Below are 18,219 nucleotides of genomic sequence, written 5' to 3'. Positions count from 1 at the left end.
CGCAGGGCTCCCACAGGTCCTGGGCGGCCTCGTCCTAGGCGGCCTCGTAGTGGTGGGCGTCCGCGCCGCGCCACTTCACCCACGCCGGGTCGTCCAGCAGGTCCTCGGCGTCGGGCAGCCCGGCCCGGCCGAGGAACTCGATCACGTCCTCGTCGGAGAACGCCACCCCCAGGCTCTCCCCGCGCGCGGTCACCCGTCGGCCACCGGTGCCCGACGGCGGATGAACGATGACAGGAGCCCGTCCGGACATGTCTCCAGCATCGTCCCGGGCGTCCGGCCGCGCATCCGGACGGGTGAGACCCCTCACCTGCTGTCCGGCGTCCGCCTCAGCTGCAGCCGCTCCTTCTCGGACAGCCCGCCCCAGACGCCGAACCGTTCGTCGTGGGTGAGCGCGTATTCGAGGCACGCGGCACGGCTCTGGCAGAGCCCGCAGATACGCTTCGCCTCCCGCACCGAACTGCCCGGCTCGGGGAAGAAGAAATCGCCCCCCGTCTGCGCACAGAGCGCCTGGTCCTGCCAGGGGATGTCGGACGCGATGATCGCTTCGATGTGCATGGCCGAGATCGTGCCGCGCGGCGAAAAACGTTCGATCAACACGTGATCAACGACGGGCCGGCCGTCCCCGGGCCCGCCGCGACCGGGGACGACGCCCCACGACCTCTCAGGCTCGACGTGGTGCGGCACTAGGTCACAGGGCTCACGACGTCGTAGGGCTCACGATGATGTCCTCGCCTCATGGCGCCGCGCACGGCGGCGCGCCGAGAAATCCGTGACGAGAGCGCACGCTGCCGATCCCACAGCGTGACAGCAACCCGCCGCGTCATTCCGGCGGCGCTTGTCATTGGGGGATGGAAGACTCGGCAGAGCAGGCACCGGGAACCCTCGAAGGAGGGCAGAGATGCTCACCACCCGTTTCGTCAACGGCGCTCCGAACTGGCTCGACATCGGCACCCCGGACATCGACGGCGCCGGCTCCTTCTACGGCGGTCTCTTCGGCTGGCAGTTCCAGTCGGCGGGCCCCGACGCCGGCGGCTACGGCTTCTTCCAACTGTCCGGCAGGATCGCGGCCGGCGGCATGCAGACCACCCAGGAGCAGGGGCCGCCGTCCTGGACCGTCTACTTCCAGAGTGCCGACGCGGAGGCCACCGCCAAGGCGGCCGAGCAGTCCGGTGGCAGTGTGCTCATGCGGCCCATGGACGTGATGGGTGAGGGCCACATGGCCGTCCTCGCCGATGCGGCCGACGTGCCGTTCGGCATCTGGCAACCGGGGCGCACCAAGGGCATCGAGGTGGCCGGCGACCCGGGCTCGCTGTGCTGGGTCGAGCTGTACACGCCGGACATCGCCCGCGCAGCTGCGTTCTACCGCCAGGTACTCGGCTGGGAAACCGAGGGCGTCCCCTTCCCCGGCGGCACGTACACGTGCATCAACCCGGAGGGCGGCGGCCGGGACGACATGTTCGGCGGCCTCGTCCCGCTGGCCGACGACCCCACGGACGCGGAGTCCGGTGCGCACTTCCTGCCGTACTTCGAGGTCACGGACGCGGACGCCATGGTGAGCAAGGCGCAGGAGCTGGGCGGCAGCGTCCGGATGCCCGCGACGGACATCGAAGGAGTGGGCCGTATCGCCCGGCTCGCCGACCCTTACGGAGCCCGCTTCGCGGTGATCAAGAGCGCGCCGCCGCAGCCGCAGCAGAGCTGACACCGGGTCGGTTCCGGGCGCGGTGCCGGGCTCCTGGCCGCACGCGCCGCGTCCTGCCTTAGATCCGCCCGAAAGCGGTCCCCGGCCTGTCACCTCTTTGAACGCCGACGGGACAGCGCCGGTTGACGTGACGGTCGGTCCATGACCGTGGCGTCACGCCGACGCCCGCCGGACCAGCGTCGTCGGCAGCACCACGCTCGACGGCGCGCCGCCCGCTCCCGGCTCGCCACCCCGCCGGTCGAGGCCGCGCAGCAGCATCCGGGCCATCAAACGGCCCATCTCCTCGATGTCCTGGCGGACCGTCGTCAGCGGCGGGTCGGTCTGTTCGGCGACCGGCAGCATGTCGTCGAAGCCGACGACGGCGACGTCGTCGGGCACCCGGCGGCCCTCTGCGCGCAGCACCCGCAGGGCGCCCGAGGCGCTGAGGTCGTTGGCGGCGAACACGGCGTCCAGGTCCGGGCAGCGGCCCAGCAGCTCCCGCATCGCCCGTTCGCCGCCCGCCGGTGTGAAGTCCCCCGCCACGACGAGCCCCGGGTCGGCGTCGACCATGACGTCGCGGAACCCGTCGAGTCGGTCCACGGCGGACGTCTGGTCGAGGGCGCCGGTGATGTGCGCGATGCGGCGACGGCCGAGCCCCACGAGATGGCGCACGGCCTCTCGGGCACCGCCGCGGTTGTCGCTGTCGACGTAGACGGCGCTGCGGGTGCCGTCGCCCCAGCCCGGCCGCCCGCCGAACACGGTGGGCACCCCGGCCCGCTGCACCAGCTCGGGCAGCGGGTCCTCGAGGTGCAGCGAGAAGACGAGCGCGCCGTCGACGTGCCCGCCGGCCAGATAGCGGCCGACCCGGGCGTGGTCGGCGCGGCCCTCCGTCAGCAGCAGGACGAGCTGGGAGTCGTGGGCCGTCAGTTCCCTGCTGATGCCGCGCAGTTGCAGGGCGAAGAAGGGGTCGGCGAAGACCCGGGTCTCCGGCTCGGCGATCACGACGGCGACCGCGTCGTGCCGCTTGGTGACCAGGCTGCGCGCGGCCTGGTTCGGCACGTACCCGAGTTCCTCCACGGCGCGGCGCACCCGCTCGACGAGGGGCTCGCGCACTCCGTCTCCGCCGTTGACGACGCGGGACACCGTCGCCCGGGAGACCCCGGCCCGGGCAGCCACGGCCTCCAGCGTGGGGCGCGGCGCGGTCTCGGTCACGTGGGGCTCCTCCTCGGCGGTTGCCGATCAGGATAGCCCCGGCCGCGCCACCGCTGAGAGCGCTCCCAGATCTAGTGCTTGTGCGACGAATCGTCGTATTCAGGGATCTTTCCATCCTCTCCCCGCACGAGGAACAGCCCGGCCATCCCCTTGTCGGAGTGCCTTTGGACGTGGCAGTGGTACATCCACGCGCCCGCGCCGCCCGACTCGCCCGCGATGACCTGGAAGCCGAAGGAGACACCGGGACCGACGACCCGGGTGTCGATGAGCGGGCTCGAGTCCTCAGGACCGGCGAGCAGTCCCGTGCGGTTGTCCGCCCACCGGTGACCGTGCAGGTGGAACGTGTGGAAGTCGTCCCCGTGCGTGATCATCACGAACTCGACGCGCTCTCCCACGACGGCCTCGAAGGTGGGTCCGGAGTGCCCCTTGCCGTTGTTGATCGACGTCTCGTTGAACACGAGGGTGTGCGTGGTGTCGGGGAGGATGTCGCCCTGACGGCGCACGATCAAGCCGCCGAACAGGCCCGCGCGTACGCCACCGGTGCCGTGCGAGGTGCCGATGGCATGGTCGTGGTAGTGCCAGTAGCCCGCGCTGCCCTCCCGATAGCTGCCGTCCTTGCGGCGGCCGGGGGCGTGTGTCTTCCACACGTAGGTGCGTTTGCGGCCAGGCTTGACGAGGCTTTCGGTGAGCTTCGTTCCGTCGTTGCTGATCGTGTAGTCCACCCCGTGCACATGCAGGCCCGTCGAGACGTCCAGCCGGTTCTCGAACTCGATGTACAGCGTGTCGCCCTCGACCAGCTCGATCACCGGCCCCGGGATGGTCGCCTTCTTGCCTGCGATGCCGTAGCCCATCCGTCCTTTACCGAGCTCCGCGGCGAAGAGTTTGATGTGCCTCTCCTTGCCGCCGGCGGGCGCCGTCCGCGGCCCACCACCGTCCGCGAAAGCCTCAGGAGCGAGTGACAACGATGTCGCCACGGCGGCGCCGCCGATCAGCATCCTCCGGTGGAAGCTGCGTCTGTCCATGCGGAACTCCCCATCCTCGTACGCAATTCATGGAGAAGAGCCGCTGGGCGAACAACGGACCGGTAGCGGCACAGCGCGAGCTTATCCGCACAAAAGAGACATTCTTCGTATTGACGACATACCGATATATACGTGTCGTGGGGCGGGCGACGTCCGCGCGGATCAGGGGGACGTCAGAACACGTCAGGAGGCGGCCGGACCCTCGGGGGTCTCCGACTTGCGCTCCCGCCGCGCCCGGCTCGGCTGCACGCGCTTCGGCTCGCCCGGCATCTTCGGGTACTCGGGCGGATAGGGCAGGTCGCCGAGCCCGTGGTCGTGTTCGTCGCGGCGGGCGAGGTCGAGGAGCTCCTCGAGGGAGAAGGCGTGGTCGTCCATGTCCGCGTGGACGTCACCCAGTTCGGCGAACCGGCGCGGCATGGTCGCGAGGTCGAAGTCGCGGGGTTCCGCGTCGTCGAGCTCCTCCCAGCGCAGCGGCGCCGACACGGGGGCGTGGGGCCTCGGGCGTACCGAGTAGGCGGAGGCGACGGTGCGGTCGCGGGCGGTCTGGTTGTAGTCCAGGAAGATCTTCTCGCCCCGCTCCTCCTTCCACCAGGCGATGGTCACGTGCTCGGGCATCCGCCGCTCCAGCTCGCGCCCGACGGCGATCGCGGCGCGGCGCACCTGGGTGAAGGTCCAGCGGGGCTCGACGGGCACGAAGACGTGCAGGCCCCGGCCGCCGGACGTCTTGGGCCAGCCGCGCAGCCCGCCGTACTCGTCGAGGACGGCGCGCAGTTCATGGGCGGCACGCACCGCGTCGGCGTAGTCGGTACCGGGCTGGGGGTCGAGGTCGATGCGCAGTTCGTCGGGGCGGTCGACGTCGGTGCGGCGCACCGGCCACGGGTGGAAGGTGAGTGTGCCGTACTGCGCGGCCCAGACGACGGCGCCGGCCTCGGTCGGGCACATCTCGTCGGCGCTGCGGCCGCTGGGGAAGGTGATGTGCGCGGTGGGGATCCAGTCCGGCATGCTCTTGGGCGCCCGCTTCTGGAAGAACCACTCGCCGGTCACCCCGTCCGGGTAGCGCTCCAGGGTGGTGGGCCGGTCGCGCAGGGCGCGCAGGATGCCGGGCCCGACGGCCATGTAGTACTGCGCGACGTCGAGCTTGGTGAAGCCACGCTCCGGGAAGAAGACCTTGTCGGGGCTGGACAGCCGTACCGTCCTGCCCGCCACCTCCAGCTCCACCGCATCGCCCATGCGAGCCACGGTAGGCGCCCGCCCCCCTCCTCGCACACCGGGCGAACCGCCTCGCCGGGCAGCAGAATCGAAGGCATGGACCTGCCGGTGATGCCCCCAGTGAAGCCGATGCTCGCCAAGCCCGTGGCGGCGATCCCACCGGACATGCAGTACGAGGCGAAGTGGGACGGTTTCAGGGCCATCGTCTTCCGCGACGGCGCGGAGGTCGAGCTGGGCAGCCGTACGGGGAAGCCACTGACCAGGTATTTCCCCGAGCTGGTGGAGGCGCTGCGGGAGCGGCTGCCCGAGCGGTGCGTGGTGGACGGGGAGATCGTGATCGCACGGGAGGGCCGCCTGGACTTCGACGCGCTGACGGAGCGGATCCATCCGGCGGACTCGCGGGTGCGGATGCTGGCGCGGAAGACCCCGGCGTCGTTCGTGGCGTTCGATCTGCTGGCGCTGGACGACGACTCGCTGCTCGACGTTCCGCTGGGCCAGCGGCGCTCCCTGTTGGAGCGGGCGCTGTCCGGAGTGCGGCCGCCCGTCCACCTGGCTCCGGCGACGACGGACCGCGCGGTGGCCGAGCAGTGGTTCGAGCAGTACGAGGGCGCGGGCCTGGACGGGGTGATCGCCAAGCCGCTCTCCCTCCCCTACCGTCCGGACGAACGCGTGATGTTCAAGGTCAAGCACGAGCGCACGGCGGACGTCGTGGTGGCGGGCTACCGCTTCCACAAGAGCGGCCCGGTCGTGGGGTCACTGCTGCTCGGGCTGTACGACGACCGGGGCGCGCTCCAGCACGTGGGGGTGTCGGCCGCGTTCCCGATGAAGCAGCGGGAGCGGCTGGTGGAGGAGCTGGAGCCGCTGCGGATGGACCATGTCGCCGGGCACCCCTGGGCGGCCTGGTCGGACGAGGAGGCGCACGAGACGGCCCGGCTGCCGGGGGCGCCGAGCCGCTGGTCGGGGAAGAAGGACCTGTCGTGGGTGCCGCTGCGGCCGGAGCGGGTGGCGGAGGTGGCGTACGACCACATGGAGAACGGCGAGCGCTTCCGGCACACCGCGCGCTTCCGCCGCTGGCGCCCGGACCGCACCCCCGAGAGCTGTACGTACGCGCAGCTGCAGGAGCCGGTGCGCTACGACCTCGCGGAGATCCTCGGCGTCCCGGACTGACTCCGGCGGACGGACTGACTCCGGCGGACGTCGGGCCCTCCGGCGGACGGCGGCGGACCTGCCCGGCGGCGGGCGCGGACGACACTCGCCGGCCGGGGGCATGCGCGGGCGACGCCCTCCGACGAAGGCGGCTGCGGATGGCTCGCCAGGCGGGGGCGGCTGCGGATGGCGCTCGCCCGGCGGGGCGATTCCGGGTGACGCCCGCCCAGCGGGGGCGGGCGCGGATCACGCCCGCCCGGGTGTGGTGGCTGTCCGGGGCTACGCCCTGCGCCCCAGTCGGCGTTCGAGCGCCGCTCCCGCGTCCCGGCGGTCGGGGGCGAGCGCCTGACGGGCCTCGTCGGGCGAGCCGAATCCCAAAGCGGCCGCGATCGCCTCCCAGGCGACGCCGCCCGCGAGCAGTGCCTCCACCGCGGCACCGACGGCGACGCGCGCCTCATGGCGGGCCCGGTCCAGCTCGGTGAGGGTGCGCAGCAGGTCGGGTGCCGTCGCGGCGTCCGCGAGACCGCTCTGGGCCGCGTGCCGTGCCTGGTCGGCGGTGACCCACCAGTCCGCGGAGGTGCGCGGGGAACGGGTGGCGAGGGTCCGGTCCACGGGGTGCCGCCTTCCTTCGCGGTGTACGCGTCTGGGGTGCCGCGGGGCACCCCAGTCTAGGTCCGCCGATCCGGAATCCGGTGGTCACCGTCCGCTGAACGGACCACCGGGCCGCCTCCGGACCCCCGTTCGAGCGGCGGACGGTCACGTTTCTCCGCGGACCTCCGGCTCCCGGACCGTGGGGTCAGGTCTTGGCCGCGAGGGGTTCCGCCGGGTTGCGCAGGCCCTCGGCGGCGTCCGCGACACGCCGGATGAGGTCCAGGAAGAGGGTCTGCTCCTCCGGGGCGAGCGGGGCCAGGAAGACCTGGTTCATCCGGGCCGTGCGCACGGTCAGCTTGCGGTGCGTCCGCACACCGTCCTCCGTCAGGCGCAGCAGGAAGCGGCGGCCGTCCTGCGGGTCGCGGACCTTGTCGAGGAGCCCGCGCCGGCTGAGCCGGCTGATCACCTCGGCGATCGTGGACCGGTCGAGGCCCACCCGCTCCCCCACCGTGCGCTGGTCCAGGCCCGGCTCCGCGACGAGCGCGTTCAGGACCGCGAACTGCGGCGAGGTGATCTCCTCCGAGACCATCGTGTTCCACAGCAGGTAGTGCGCCTGCTGCAGCCGCCGGGCCAGGTGCCCGGGGTGGGCGGAGAGATCCACCGCGGCCATGAGCGCTCCTCAGCGTCTGTGCGTCATGCTTGGGTCATTCCATTGGTGCACTGAACAATACCGCCTGCACCCCACCTCACCCCATGGGGCTCATCCACTGATTCGACTGGGCTCTTGACGATTCAAGCGCCGGGTGGCAGCGTGAGTGAAACCTCGAAGAAATAGTCAGTGCGCTGAGTAATTCGATGGTCCTCGTGGTTTTCGAGGTCCTCGTGGTTTTGCAGACGGATGGGGCTTGACGGATGGACAAGGTGGTCGCCACGGCCCTGGAGGCGGTGGCCGACGTGCCGGACGGCGCGTCGCTGGCGGTGGGCGGGTTCGGGTTGAGCGGCGTGCCGAACGCGTTGATCCAGGCGCTCCACGAGCGCGGGGTCAACGGCCTGAGCGTCGTCTCCAACAACTGCGGGGCGATGGAATCCGGTCTCGCGGTCCTGCTGGCCGCCGGGCGGATCGCCCGGGTGACCGGCTCCTACATCGGGGGGAACAAGGAGTTCGCCCGCCAGTACCTGGCCGGTGAGATCGAGGTCGAGATGATCCCGCAGGGCACGCTGGCCGAGCGGCTGCGGGCGGGCGGAGCCGGCATCCCCGCCTTCTACACCCCGGCGGGTGTGGGGACCCAGGTCGCCGAGGGCGGGCTGCCGTGGCGCTACGACGGGCAGGGCGGGGTCGCTCTGGCCTCCCCGCCCAAGGAGGTGCGGGAGTTCGACGGCACCGAGTACGTGCTGGAGCGCGGCATCCGCACCGACTTCGCGCTGGTGCGGGCGGCCAAGGGCGACCGGCACGGGAACCTCGTCTTCAACAAGTCCTCCCGCAACTTCAACCCCCTGGCGGCCATGGCCGGCAACGTCACGATCGCCGAGGTGGAGGAGTTGGTGGAGCCGGGGGAGATCGAACCGGACGCCGTGCATCTGCCGGGAATCTTCGTGCAGCGGGTCGTCGCGCTCACCCCCGAGCAGGCCGCGGACAAGAAGATCGAGCGGCGCACGATCTCCGCGCCCGAGGCACGAGGAACGGTGAGTGCGTGATGGCGTGGACCCGTGAGGAGATGGCGGCCCGCGCGGCGCGCGAGCTGAGGGACGGTCAGTACGTCAACCTCGGCATAGGGCTGCCCACCCTGATTCCCAACCACCTCCCCGAGGGTGTGGAGGTGATCCTGGAGTCGGAGAACGGCATCCTGGGCACCGGCCCCTACCCCACCGAGGACGAGGTCGACCCGGACCTGATCAACGCGGGCAAGGAGACCGTCACGGTCCTGCCCGGCGCCGCGTTCTTCGACTCGGCGCTCTCCTTCTCCATGATCCGCGGCGGCCACATCGACGTCGCCGTGCTCGGCGCCATGCAGGTCTCCGAGCGGGGCGACCTGGCGAACTGGGCGATCCCCGGAAAGCTGATCACGGGGATCGGCGGGGCGATGGACCTGGTGCACGGCGCCCGCACCGTCATCGTCGTGATGACCCACACCGCCAAGGACGGGAGCCCGAAGATCCTCAAGGAGTGCGCGCTGCCGCTGACCGGCAAGGCCTGCGTCGACCGGATCATCACCGACCTCGGCGTCCTCGACGTCACCGACGAGGGGCTGGTCCTCGTCGAGACCGCACCCGGCGTGAGCGTCGAGGAGATCACCGCCAAGACCGACGCCGCGCTGACCGTCGCGGAGGAACGCAAGTGAAGACCGTCTACATCGTCGACGCGGTCCGCACCCCGTTCGGCCGCTACAACGGTGGACTCGCGGGTGTCCGCCCGGACGACCTGGCCGCCCACACCGTCCGAGAACTGCTGGCCCGTACGCCCGACTTGGATCCCTCCCGGATCGAGGACGTCTACTTCGGCAACGCCAACGGGGCGGGCGAGGAGAACCGCAACGTCGGCCGCATGGCCGCCCTGCTGGCCGGTCTGCCCACCTCCGTGCCCGGCGTCACCGTCAACCGGCTGTGCGCCTCAGGCCTGGAGGCAGTGATCCAGGCCGCCCGCGCCGTCGCCGTCGGGGACGCCTCGATCGCGCTGGCGGGCGGCGTCGAGTCCATGACCCGCGCCCCCTACGTGCTGCCCAAGAGCGACAAGCCGTTCCCGGCCGCCCACACGGAGCTGTACTCCACCACGCTGGGCTGGCGCATGGTGAACCCGAAGATGGACCCGCAGTGGACCATCCCCCTCGGCGAGAGCGCGGAGCTGATCGCCGACAAACACAAGATCAGCCGGGAGCAGCAGGACGAGTTCGCCCTGCACAGCCACCAAAAAGCAACCAAGGCACAGGCCGACGGCCTGTTCGACGCCGAACTCGCCCCCGTCACCATTCCGCAGCGCAAGGGCGACCCGGTTCTCTTCGCCACCGACGAGTGCGTCCGCCCGGACGCCTCCCTGACCGCGATGGCCAGGCTCAAGCCGTCCTTCCGCACCGCGAGCGAAGCGAGATGGGGGTCCCCCCGGCCGGAGGCTGGGGGAGGCACCGTGACCGCGGGCAACGCCTCCCCGCTCAACGACGGCGCGGCAGCCCTGCTGCTGGTCGACGAGGAGGGCCTGCGGGCCACCGGTCGCGAGCCGCTCGCCCGGGTCTCGGCGACCGGCGTGTCGGCCATCGACCCGCAGTACTTCGGCCTCGCCCCCGTCGAGGCGGTGCGCCGCGCCCTGGCCAAGGCAGGCAAGACGTTCGCCGATCTAGACGTGCTGGAACTGAACGAGGCCTTCGCCGCCCAGGTCCTCGGCTGCGTCGCCGAATGGCCCGAGCTCGACCCGGCGATCCTCAACCCCCAGGGCGGCGCCATCGCCCTCGGCCACCCCCTCGGCGCCTCCGGCGCCCGCCTCGCCGGCACCGTCGCCCACCAGCTCGCCCGCCGCGGCTCCGGCACCGGCGTCGCCACCCTCTGCATCGGCGTCGGCCAGGGCCTCGCCCTCGTCCTCGAACGCTAAGGAAGCGTTAGGAACCCCCATGGCTCTCACTCAGCAGGACATCGACCTCGAGATCGCGGCCGAGCACGCCGCCTACGAGAAGCGGGTCGCCGACGGCGGCCCCGTGGAGCACCATCCGCGCCGCGACTACGCGCCCTACCGCTCCTCGGTGCTGCGGCACCCCAAGCAGCCGCCGGTCACCATCGACGTGCGCAAGGACCCGGAGCTGGTGGAGCTGTCCTCCCCGGCCTTCGGCGAACGGGACATCACGGAGATCGACAACGACCTCACCCGGCACCATCGGGGCGAGCCCGTCGGGGAACGGATCACCGTCTCGGGCCGCCTCCTCGACCGCGACGGACGTCCGATCCGCGGCCAGCTCGTCGAGATCTGGCAGGCGAACGCGGCCGGCCGTTACGCGCACCAGCGCGAGCAGCACGACGCGCCGCTCGACCCGAACTTCACGGGCGTCGGCCGCACCCTCACGGACGACGACGGTTTCTACCGGTTCACCACCATCCAGCCGGGCCCCTACCCGTGGCGCAATCACGTCAACGCCTGGCGCCCGGCCCACATCCACTTCTCGCTCTTCGGTACAGCGTTCACGCAGCGGCTCGTGACGCAGATGTACTTCCCGAACGACCCGCTGTTCCCCTACGACCCGATCCTGCAGTCCGTGACGGACGACGCCGCCCGGCAGCGACTGGTCGCGACGTACGACCACAGCCTGTCGGTGCCGGAGTTCTCGCTCGGCTACCACTGGGACATCGTGCTCGACGGCCCGCACGCCACCTGGATCGAGGAAGGACGCTGACCTGCCATGACGAGGATCGACACGAGCAGGCCGGAGAGCGTGCTGCCCACCCCGTCGCACACGGTCGGCCCCTTCTACGGGTACGCGCTGCCGTTCCCGGGCGGCGGTGACATCGCGCCGATCGGCCACCCGGACACCATCACCCTCCAGGGGTACGTCCTCGACGGCGAGGGAAACCCGCTGCCGGACGCCTTCGTGGAGCTGTGGGGACCGGACCCGCAGGGCGGCATCCCGACGACCGACGGCTCCATCCGGCGCGATCCGGCGACCGGCGGCTACCTGGGCCGCAACGGGGTGGAGTTCACCGGCTGGGGCCGCGTCCAGACCGATGCCAACGGCCACTGGTACGCCCGTACGCTGCGGCCGGGCCCCCGAGGGCGCAGCGCCCCCTACATCAGCGCCTGCGTGTTCGCGCGCGGTCTGCTGATGCACCTGTTCACTCGGATCTACCTCCCCGGAGACGAGGTGGCGCTCGCCGCGGACCCGCTGCTCACCCAGGTGGAGCCGGAGCGCCGCGACACGCTGATCGCGGTGGACGGGGGCAACGGCACGTACCGTTTCGACATCCGCCTTCAGGGCGAAGGCGAGACGGTCTTCCTGGAGTTCCGGTGACCTCTGCAGAGTCCGGCGCCGGCCTGCTCGCCCCCGGGTGGGCCGGCTCCCCCGCCGCGTCCGCGACGAGCGACAGCGCCTATCTGCGGGCGCTGCTCGACGCGGAGGCCGCACTGACCCGTGCGCAGGCCGGGCTGGGGCTGGTCCCCGAGGAGGCGGCTACAGCGGTGACCGCGGCGGCCCGGTCCGGTCGCTTCGACGTCCGGGACATCGCACTGCGGGCCCGGGACGGCGGCAATCCCGTGATCCCGCTCGTCGCCGACCTGACGAAGGCTGCCGGTCAGGAGTACGGGCCGTACGTCCACCGGGGCGCCACCAGCCAGGACATCCTGGACACCGCGACGATGCTGGTGGCCGCGCGCACGCTGGACCTGCTCCTGGCCGATCTGGAGCGTACGCAGGAGGCGCTGGCCCGGCTCGCCGCCCGCCACCGGGACACCGTCCTGCCCGGGCGGACGCTCACCCAGCACGCCGTGCCGACGACGTTCGGGCTCAAAGCAGCCGGCTGGCGGTCACTGGTGCTGGACGCCCGGGACCGGCTAAGGGCCGTGCGCCACGGACTGCCCGCTCAACTGGGCGGTGCGGTGGGCACGCTGGCCGCGTTCACCGCGTACGGTGCCGAGGATCCGACGGCTCTCGTGGCCGCGTACGCCCGGGAACTCGGCCTCCGTGCACCCGAGTTGCCCTGGCACACGCTGCGCACCCCCATCGCCGACCTCGCGGGGGCGCTCGCCTTCGCGGCCGGGGCGCTGGGCAAGACGGCCACGGACGTCCTCACCCTCTCCCGCACCGAGATCGCCGAGGTCGCCGAGGGCGCGGGCGGCGGCTCCTCCGCGATGCCGCACAAGGCGAACCCGGTACGGGCGACGCTGATCGCGGCGGCCGCCCAGCGCGCACCGCAGCTCGCGGCCACCCTCTACGGGTCACTGGCCGCCGAGGACGAACGCCCGGCCGGAGCCTGGCACGCCGAGTGGGAGCCGCTTCGCGATCTGCTGCGGCTGGTGGGCGGCGCCGCGCACGACGCGGTACAACTCGCCGAATGCCTCCGGGTGGACGCCGACGCCATGCGGGAACACCTCGGCCTCACCCACGGGTTGATCGTCTCCGAGCGGCTGGCGGCCCGGTTGGCGCCCGTGCTGGGCCGCGCCCGCGCCAAGGAACTGCTCACCGAGGCCGCCCGGCGCACCCGCGCCGAGGGCCGCACGCTCGCCGAAATCCTCGCCGACCACGCCGAGTTGAAGGACGTCGACCTCGACTCCCTCACCGACCCGGTCCAGTACACCGGCTCCGCGGGAGCCCTCACCGACCGTGCCCTGGAGCGCTCGTGACCGACAAGCTGCTGCACCACCGCATCGAGGGTCCCGCCACCGCTCCCCCGCTGATCCTCGGCCCCTCGCTCGGCACCTCGTACGCCCTGTGGGACCCGGTGGCACCTGAGTTGTCCGTCACGCACCGGGTGATCCGCTGGGACCTGCCCGGCCACGGAGGTTCCGCCCCGGATCTCATCGGGCAGGGCGCGACGGTCGCCGATCTCGCCGAACTGGTCCTGGCGCTCGCGGACTCGCTGGGCGTCGACCGGTTCGCGTACGCCGGCGTGTCACTCGGCGGCGCGGTGGGGCTGCACCTCGCCGTGCACCATCCCGAGCGGATCCCGTCACTGGCCGTCATCTGCTCCTCCGCCCACTTCAACGGCTCCAAGCCGTGGGAGGAGCGGGCCGCGCTGGTGCGCCGCGAGGGGCTGGCGCCGGTCGCCGCGACGGCCGACTCCCGCTGGTTCACGGCCGGGTTCACCGTGCCGCGGCTCGTCCAGGACCACCATGAGGCCGACCCGGACGCGTACGCCGCGTGCTGCGACGCGCTCGCCGCGTTCGACATCCGTGACGGGCTGGCGTCCATCACCGCACGGACGCTGCTGATCGCGGGCCGCCAGGACCCGGCGACACCGCCCGCGCATCTGCGGGAGATCGCCGACGCGGTGGCGGGCTCCGCGCTGGTCGAGATCCCGGGCGCCTCGCATCTTGCGCCCGCGCAGTGCCCGAAGGCCGTCCTCGCGGCGCTGCGCACGCACCTGACCGGAGCGCCGGAGCGCGGCATGGAGGTGCGACGCCAGGTCCTGGGCGACGCCCACGTGGACCGGGCGCAGGCGCGCCAGACGCCCTTCACCGCCCGCTTCCAGGACTTCATCTCCCGCTACGCCTGGGGCGAGGTCTGGACCGACCCGACGCTCTCCCGCCGCGAACGCAGCATGATCACGCTGACGGCACTGGTCGCGCACGGCCACCACGAGGAGTTGGCCATGCATGTCCGGGCGGCCCGGCGCAACGGTCTGACGCCGGAGGAGATCGGCGCGGTGCTGCTGCAGACGGCCGTCTACTGCGGCGTGCCGGCGGCGAACTCGGCGTTCGCGGTGGCGCAGCGGGTGCTCGCGGAGCAGGAGGCCGCCGGAGGGTGACCCTGCTGGTCGTAGCGTCAGGAGCACCCCTCACGGCCCGCCCGCGCGTGCCTAGGGTGGAAGCATGTCGACTGTTCTCATCACCGGTGCCACCTCCGGACTCGGCCGGTACGTCGCCTTCGAACTGGTCCGCTCCGGACACGTGGTCCTCGCCCACGGACGCGACGCGGGCCGCACCGACCGGCTCGTCGCGGAGTTGCGCACCGAGGGCGAGGCGCACGGCTTCGTCGCCGACCTCGCCTCGCTCGCCGAGGTACGACGGCTCGGCGACGAGGTCGCCGCGGCGCACCCCGGGCTGGACGTCCTGATCAACAACGCGGGGGTGGGCAGCGGCGCGCGCGGCTCCGGGCGCGAGGTCAGCGCCGACGGACACGAACTGCGGCTCGCCGTCAACTACCTCGCGCCGGTCGCCCTCACCCGCGCCCTGCTGCCAGTGCTGCGCCAGAACACCCCCGCCCGGATCGTCAACGTGGGCTCGGCCGGCCAGGAGCCCGTGGACTTCGACGACCCGGAGCTGACCCGCGGCTACAGCGGCGTCTCGGCGTACTGCCGCAGCAAGTTCGCCCTGGCCGCGCACACGTTCACGTTGGCGGAGGAGCTCCAGGGCACGGGTGTGTCGGTGAACGTCCTGCACCCCGCGACCTACATGGACACGGCGATGGTCCGCGAGGCCGGGGTCACTCCCTGGAACACCGTGGCGGACGGTGCGGCGGCGGTGCTGGGGCCGGCGACGCAGGAAGTGGGCAGCGGCGGCTACTTCGACGGGACCAGCCCTTCACGGGCGCATGAGAGGGCGTACGACCGGGAGGTGCGCAAACGCCTGGAATCGGTCACGGATCAACTGCTGGCCCTGTAGGCGCGCGCCCCGCAAGGGCGCTCGGTCACGGCGCTCCGACAGCCTGCAGCGCGTCCCGGGCCCGGACGGCCAACCCGTCCGCCCCACAGGACTCCGCCAGCGAAAGCCCCCGTTCGAGTTCGGGCACGGACCTCGTCGCGATCCCGTACTCGACCAGCGCGGCGGCGTGTTCGTACTGGCAGGGGGAGGCCTCGAGGTACGCCACGGCCTGCGCGGCCAGGCGCACCGCACGCTGCCCGGTCTCCAGCGCCGCAGCCACCCGAAGGGCCTCGCCGATGGCCGTGTCGGTGCCCAGGAGCTCGGCCTGCCGGCGGGCAAGGGCGGCCAGATCCGCCGCACGCCGCGGATCGTCGGCGGCCAGTGCCCGCGCGAGGTCCCCGGCCCAGGGGGCCAGCACAGGGTTGTGGCCGCGCCCCGCGCACGCCTTCTCCGCGGCCTCCAGCTCGCCCACGGCCTCCTCGGTCCGCCCGACGGCGAGAAGCAGCCGGCCGCGCACGGAACGGGTGTCGGGCAGCACGATCGTGGACGGGTACGGGGGTGCGAAGCCGTACCGCTCGGCGAGGGACCAGGCCTCCTCGACGTGCCCGCGGGCGAGCAGCGTGTCGACGAGGCCGCAGGTCGCGGACCAGTACAGGGGCAGCCCGCGCCCGACGCGCTCGGCGAGGCGCAGCGACTCGCGCAGGGAGGTCTCCGCGTCCCGCAGTCGGCCGCGCCTGCGGTGCGCGAGTCCCACGTAGGCGTGGGCCAGGGCGAGGTGACCACCGCTCCAGCCGGCGGACTCGTACGCGCGCAGGCCCTCCGTGAACAGGCTCTCGGCCCGGTCGAGCCGGTCGCTGTAGGCGTAGGCGCTGCCCAGCATGAGCAGAAGCTCGATGCCCCACTCGGTGTCGGTCCAGCCGAGTCCCGGGGCGAGGCGGCCGTTGACGAGGGCGCGGTCGCACACGTCCACGACCTCTTCGGCGTTCTCCCCGTGGGTCATCGCGTCGAAGCCGCGCAGGATGAGCAGGGCGCGCTCGGCGTTGTCCCTGCCGGCGCAGGTGCGGGCGAGCTCGGCCAGCTCACGGGAGCGTGCCGGGGAGTCCTCCTCGGCCGCGTGGATGCTCTCCCACATGTAGTGGACGGCCTGCAGGCGCATCCGGGACGGGCCCGGTTCGAGACGGGCTGCCTCCTGGTCGACGGTGCGGATGGCGTCGTCGAGCTGGTCGTTGTGCAGCAGGGCCTGGGACAGACGGTGGACGGCGTCCACCCGGTCGTCGCCTTCCAGGCCCGGCAGGGCCAGGGCGGCCTGGAGGTAGCCGATGGTGGTGGCCGGTGAGGTCAGCAGCGTGGCGCAGCCCAGTTCGTAGAGCACGTACGGGTGGACCGCGGGCGTCGGTGGTTCGGCCAGGGCGCGCTCCAGGCAGCGGCGGGCCGCTTCGGGAGCGCCGACGGCGAGGTGTTCGCGCGCGGCCTGACGCATCTGCTCGACCAGTTCCTCGTCGTCGTCCGGGTGGACTTCGAGGAGGTGGCGGGAGGCGGCCGCCGCTCCGAGCCCGGAGTCGGTGACGACCCGCGCGGCGATGCCGTGCATGGCGGTGCGCAGGCCGTCGGGGATCGAGCGGTAGACGGCGCTGGCGATCAGCGGGTGGACGAACTCGAGCTCCGCGCCGTCCGTCCGGCGGCCCGCCGCATCCGGTGCGGCCAGGATGCGTGCCGCGCTGAGCAGTTCGGCGCAGCGGGCGGCCTCCTCGGGGCTCATGGTGGCGAGCTCGGCCACCAGGTCCAGGGTGATACCGGTGCCGAGGATGGCCGCGGCCCAGGCGAACCGGGTCGCGTCGATACCGAGGCCCTCCAGTCGGGCGACGAGGCCGTTGCCGCGGGCCGAGCGGTTCAGGTCGCGCAGCTCGGCGCACGATGCCTCGACCGGGTCGAGCTGGCTGTCCTGCACCTTGGCGAGCAGCTCGACGGTCTCGTACGGGTTGCCGCCGGTCACGGCCCACACCTCGCGGCAGAACGGGGCGTCGGCGTGCGCGCCGACCGTTGCCCGGGTGAGTCCGGCGGTCGCCTCGGGGGTGAGCGCGCTCAGGGTGCTGACCGGGCGGCGGGCGGCCGCGGTGATCGCGTCGAGATGGCGGGCGCCCTCGCCGGAGACCTCGCCGGGGCGGAGGGCCACGACGAGGAGCACACGCAGTTCGGCGAGGCGTTCGCAGCAGGCGGCCAGCCAGTGCAGGGTCTCCTGGTCGGCCCAGTGGGCGTCGTCGACGATGAGGACCAGCGGCCACTCCCGCCGGGCGAGCCGGGAGACGACCTCGACCAGGCCGTCGCACACACCCTGCGGGTCGGCCTGCCGCTCTCCGGGGTCCGCTATACCGAGGGCGGGGCCCGTGACCTCGTACCAGTCGCCCAGGTACTCCCGCGCCTCCTCGGGCATCAGGGACAGGAGTACGGGCTGGAGCAGTTGCCTTACGACGTTGAAGGGCACGGAGGTGACGGCCTCGCCGCCGCGCGCCCACCAGACCGCGCAGCCGCGCTCCTCCGCGATGCGGCGTGTCTCGGCGAGGAGTGCGGTCTTGCCGATGCCGGCCTCCCCGCTGAACACCAGCAGACTCCCCGACTCCGAGGGCGACGCGTCGTCGCTGAGCGCGTCGACCGCCTCGGTGATGACGGTGAGCTCCGCGTCGCGTTCCCACAGGGAAGCCGAGGCGGCCGCGCCGGGCCGTGCCTCCGTCATCCCGGTACCTCCCCAGGTCGCCCAAACGACGTACGGACATCGAGCCTAGCCGTCCCCGTGCCCCGGTGGAGGGAGGTCGCAGCACCTGTTGCCGTGACGGGTGACACGAGGCACCCCGGGGCGACGCGATCGGGCGCCGACCAGCCAGGGTGCGGGTAACAGGACGTCAAAGTGCGTGTGGGGCAAGCGCATTCTCCCCCTTCGCGGCGACGACCGGGTCCTGCGCGCACGTGGCGCCGTGCGGCGGCTCCGAGCCCGGCACGACGGACACGCGGCGCCGCAGGGCGGCCGGTCGCCGCCGCGCCCGGGCAGTCGGGCAGTCGGGCAGTCGGGCAGTCGGGCAGTCGGGCAGTCGGGCAGT

Annotated in this window: 18 protein-coding genes; 10 read left to right on the top strand and 8 right to left on the bottom strand. The window is 72.5% G+C overall.

What is annotated here, in order from left to right:
* Nucleotides 1-34 precede the first annotated feature (34 nt).
* Both C3488_RS16970 and C3488_RS16965 read right to left on the bottom strand, forming a co-directional pair.
* Nucleotides 35-250, bottom strand: a complete 216-nt coding sequence (locus C3488_RS16970; RefSeq protein WP_181139054.1) for a hypothetical protein — start codon at nucleotides 248-250, stop codon at nucleotides 35-37.
* A 53-nt stretch (nucleotides 251-303) separates the two neighbouring features.
* Entirely contained in the window at nucleotides 304-555 is a 252-nt protein-coding gene (locus C3488_RS16965; protein WP_103840320.1) for a WhiB family transcriptional regulator, read from the bottom strand.
* A gap of 343 nt (nucleotides 556-898) precedes the next feature.
* Here C3488_RS16965 and C3488_RS16960 point away from each other — a divergent pair, with 343 nt between their 5' ends.
* Nucleotides 899-1,699, top strand: a complete 801-nt coding sequence (locus C3488_RS16960) for a VOC family protein (protein WP_103840281.1) — start codon at nucleotides 899-901, stop codon at nucleotides 1,697-1,699.
* A 153-nt stretch (nucleotides 1,700-1,852) separates the two neighbouring features.
* Here C3488_RS16960 and C3488_RS16955 read toward each other — a convergent pair whose 3' ends face one another.
* The 3 genes from C3488_RS16955 to ligD form a co-directional block, all read right to left on the bottom strand.
* Entirely contained in the window at nucleotides 1,853-2,890 is a 1,038-nt protein-coding gene (locus tag C3488_RS16955; RefSeq protein WP_103840280.1) for a LacI family DNA-binding transcriptional regulator, read from the bottom strand.
* A 71-nt stretch (nucleotides 2,891-2,961) separates the two neighbouring features.
* Nucleotides 2,962-3,912, bottom strand: a complete 951-nt coding sequence (locus C3488_RS16950; RefSeq protein ID WP_103840279.1) for a multicopper oxidase domain-containing protein — start codon at nucleotides 3,910-3,912, stop codon at nucleotides 2,962-2,964.
* Nucleotides 3,913-4,095: 183 nt separating this feature from the next.
* The gene (gene ligD, locus C3488_RS16945) at nucleotides 4,096-5,142 is read right to left on the bottom strand and encodes a non-homologous end-joining DNA ligase (protein ID WP_103840278.1); all 1,047 of its coding nucleotides are present in this window, start codon (nucleotides 5,140-5,142) and stop codon (nucleotides 4,096-4,098) included.
* Nucleotides 5,143-5,217: 75 nt separating this feature from the next.
* Between ligD and C3488_RS16940 the strand changes: the two genes are divergently transcribed.
* Nucleotides 5,218-6,288 carry an ATP-dependent DNA ligase gene (locus tag C3488_RS16940; RefSeq protein WP_103840277.1) on the top strand — a complete coding sequence of 357 codons (1,071 nt, stop codon included), beginning with the start codon at nucleotides 5,218-5,220 and terminating at the stop codon, nucleotides 6,286-6,288.
* A 258-nt stretch (nucleotides 6,289-6,546) separates the two neighbouring features.
* Here the strand turns inward: C3488_RS16940 and C3488_RS16935 are convergent, their stop codons facing one another.
* Nucleotides 6,547-6,879 (bottom strand): hypothetical protein, encoded by a 333-nt coding sequence (locus C3488_RS16935; protein WP_103840276.1) that lies wholly within the window; start codon nucleotides 6,877-6,879, stop codon nucleotides 6,547-6,549.
* Between the two features lie 184 nt (nucleotides 6,880-7,063).
* Nucleotides 7,064-7,528, bottom strand: coding sequence for a MarR family winged helix-turn-helix transcriptional regulator (locus C3488_RS16930; RefSeq protein WP_103840275.1), 465 nt, complete (start codon nucleotides 7,526-7,528; stop codon nucleotides 7,064-7,066).
* A 242-nt stretch (nucleotides 7,529-7,770) separates the two neighbouring features.
* On the opposite strand from C3488_RS16930, the gene C3488_RS16925 reads away from it, so the two are divergent.
* The 8 genes from C3488_RS16925 (at nucleotide 7,771) to C3488_RS16890 (ending at nucleotide 15,148) form a co-directional block, all read left to right on the top strand.
* On the top strand, nucleotides 7,771-8,553 hold the full coding sequence (locus tag C3488_RS16925) for a CoA transferase subunit A (RefSeq protein WP_103840274.1): 783 nt from the start codon (nucleotides 7,771-7,773) through the stop codon (nucleotides 8,551-8,553).
* The gene (locus tag C3488_RS16920) at nucleotides 8,553-9,197 is read left to right on the top strand and encodes a CoA transferase subunit B (protein ID WP_103840273.1); all 645 of its coding nucleotides are present in this window, start codon (nucleotides 8,553-8,555) and stop codon (nucleotides 9,195-9,197) included. Before C3488_RS16925 ends, C3488_RS16920 begins: the two co-directional genes overlap by 1 nt.
* A complete protein-coding gene (locus C3488_RS16915; RefSeq protein ID WP_103840272.1) occupies nucleotides 9,194-10,435 on the top strand; it encodes a thiolase family protein in 1,242 nt (413 codons plus the stop codon). Before C3488_RS16920 ends, C3488_RS16915 begins: the two co-directional genes overlap by 4 nt.
* Nucleotides 10,436-10,454: 19 nt before the next feature.
* A complete protein-coding gene (gene pcaH / locus C3488_RS16910; RefSeq protein ID WP_103840271.1) occupies nucleotides 10,455-11,228 on the top strand; it encodes a protocatechuate 3,4-dioxygenase subunit beta in 774 nt (257 codons plus the stop codon).
* 6 nt (nucleotides 11,229-11,234) lie between these two features.
* On the top strand, nucleotides 11,235-11,840 hold the full coding sequence (pcaG, locus tag C3488_RS16905; RefSeq protein ID WP_103840270.1) for a protocatechuate 3,4-dioxygenase subunit alpha: 606 nt from the start codon (nucleotides 11,235-11,237) through the stop codon (nucleotides 11,838-11,840).
* Nucleotides 11,837-13,168: a 3-carboxy-cis,cis-muconate cycloisomerase gene (gene pcaB / locus C3488_RS16900; protein ID WP_103840269.1), complete on the top strand. Its 1,332-nt coding sequence runs from the start codon at nucleotides 11,837-11,839 to the stop codon at nucleotides 13,166-13,168. The genes pcaG and pcaB overlap by 4 nt, the downstream gene beginning before the upstream one ends.
* On the top strand, nucleotides 13,165-14,292 hold the full coding sequence (pcaD, locus tag C3488_RS16895; RefSeq protein ID WP_103840268.1) for a 3-oxoadipate enol-lactonase: 1,128 nt from the start codon (nucleotides 13,165-13,167) through the stop codon (nucleotides 14,290-14,292). Before pcaB ends, pcaD begins: the two co-directional genes overlap by 4 nt.
* A gap of 64 nt (nucleotides 14,293-14,356) precedes the next feature.
* Nucleotides 14,357-15,148 (top strand): SDR family NAD(P)-dependent oxidoreductase, encoded by a 792-nt coding sequence (locus C3488_RS16890; RefSeq protein ID WP_103840267.1) that lies wholly within the window; start codon nucleotides 14,357-14,359, stop codon nucleotides 15,146-15,148.
* 25 nt (nucleotides 15,149-15,173) lie between these two features.
* Here the strand turns inward: C3488_RS16890 and C3488_RS16885 are convergent, their stop codons facing one another.
* Nucleotides 15,174-17,858 (bottom strand): AAA family ATPase, encoded by a 2,685-nt coding sequence (locus tag C3488_RS16885; RefSeq protein ID WP_103840266.1) that lies wholly within the window; start codon nucleotides 17,856-17,858, stop codon nucleotides 15,174-15,176.
* Nucleotides 17,859-18,219 lie beyond the last annotated feature (361 nt).

The organism is Streptomyces sp. Ru72 (assembly GCF_002920635.1).
Lineage (GTDB): Bacteria > Actinomycetota > Actinomycetes > Streptomycetales > Streptomycetaceae > Streptomyces.
This window is presented reverse-complemented; position numbering and strand designations above follow the sequence as displayed.

Coding starts and splice junctions, on each gene's coding strand:
- C3488_RS16970 (WP_181139054.1), bottom strand. CDS start 250: ATGTCCGGACGGGCTCCTGTCATCGTTCATCCGCCGTCGGGCACCGGT.
- C3488_RS16960 (WP_103840281.1), top strand. CDS start 899: ATGCTCACCACCCGTTTCGTCAACGGCGCTCCGAACTGGCTCGACATC.
- C3488_RS16920 (WP_103840273.1), top strand. CDS start 8,553: ATGGCGTGGACCCGTGAGGAGATGGCGGCCCGCGCGGCGCGCGAGCTG.
- pcaG (WP_103840270.1), top strand. CDS start 11,235: ATGACGAGGATCGACACGAGCAGGCCGGAGAGCGTGCTGCCCACCCCG.
- ligD (WP_103840278.1), bottom strand. CDS start 5,142: ATGGGCGATGCGGTGGAGCTGGAGGTGGCGGGCAGGACGGTACGGCTG.
- C3488_RS16930 (WP_103840275.1), bottom strand. CDS start 7,528: ATGGCCGCGGTGGATCTCTCCGCCCACCCCGGGCACCTGGCCCGGCGG.
- C3488_RS16885 (WP_103840266.1), bottom strand. CDS start 17,858: ATGACGGAGGCACGGCCCGGCGCGGCCGCCTCGGCTTCCCTGTGGGAA.
- C3488_RS16925 (WP_103840274.1), top strand. CDS start 7,771: ATGGACAAGGTGGTCGCCACGGCCCTGGAGGCGGTGGCCGACGTGCCG.
- C3488_RS16950 (WP_103840279.1), bottom strand. CDS start 3,912: ATGGACAGACGCAGCTTCCACCGGAGGATGCTGATCGGCGGCGCCGCC.
- pcaH (WP_103840271.1), top strand. CDS start 10,455: ATGGCTCTCACTCAGCAGGACATCGACCTCGAGATCGCGGCCGAGCAC.
- C3488_RS16965 (WP_103840320.1), bottom strand. CDS start 555: ATGCACATCGAAGCGATCATCGCGTCCGACATCCCCTGGCAGGACCAG.
- C3488_RS16940 (WP_103840277.1), top strand. CDS start 5,218: ATGGACCTGCCGGTGATGCCCCCAGTGAAGCCGATGCTCGCCAAGCCC.
- C3488_RS16890 (WP_103840267.1), top strand. CDS start 14,357: ATGTCGACTGTTCTCATCACCGGTGCCACCTCCGGACTCGGCCGGTAC.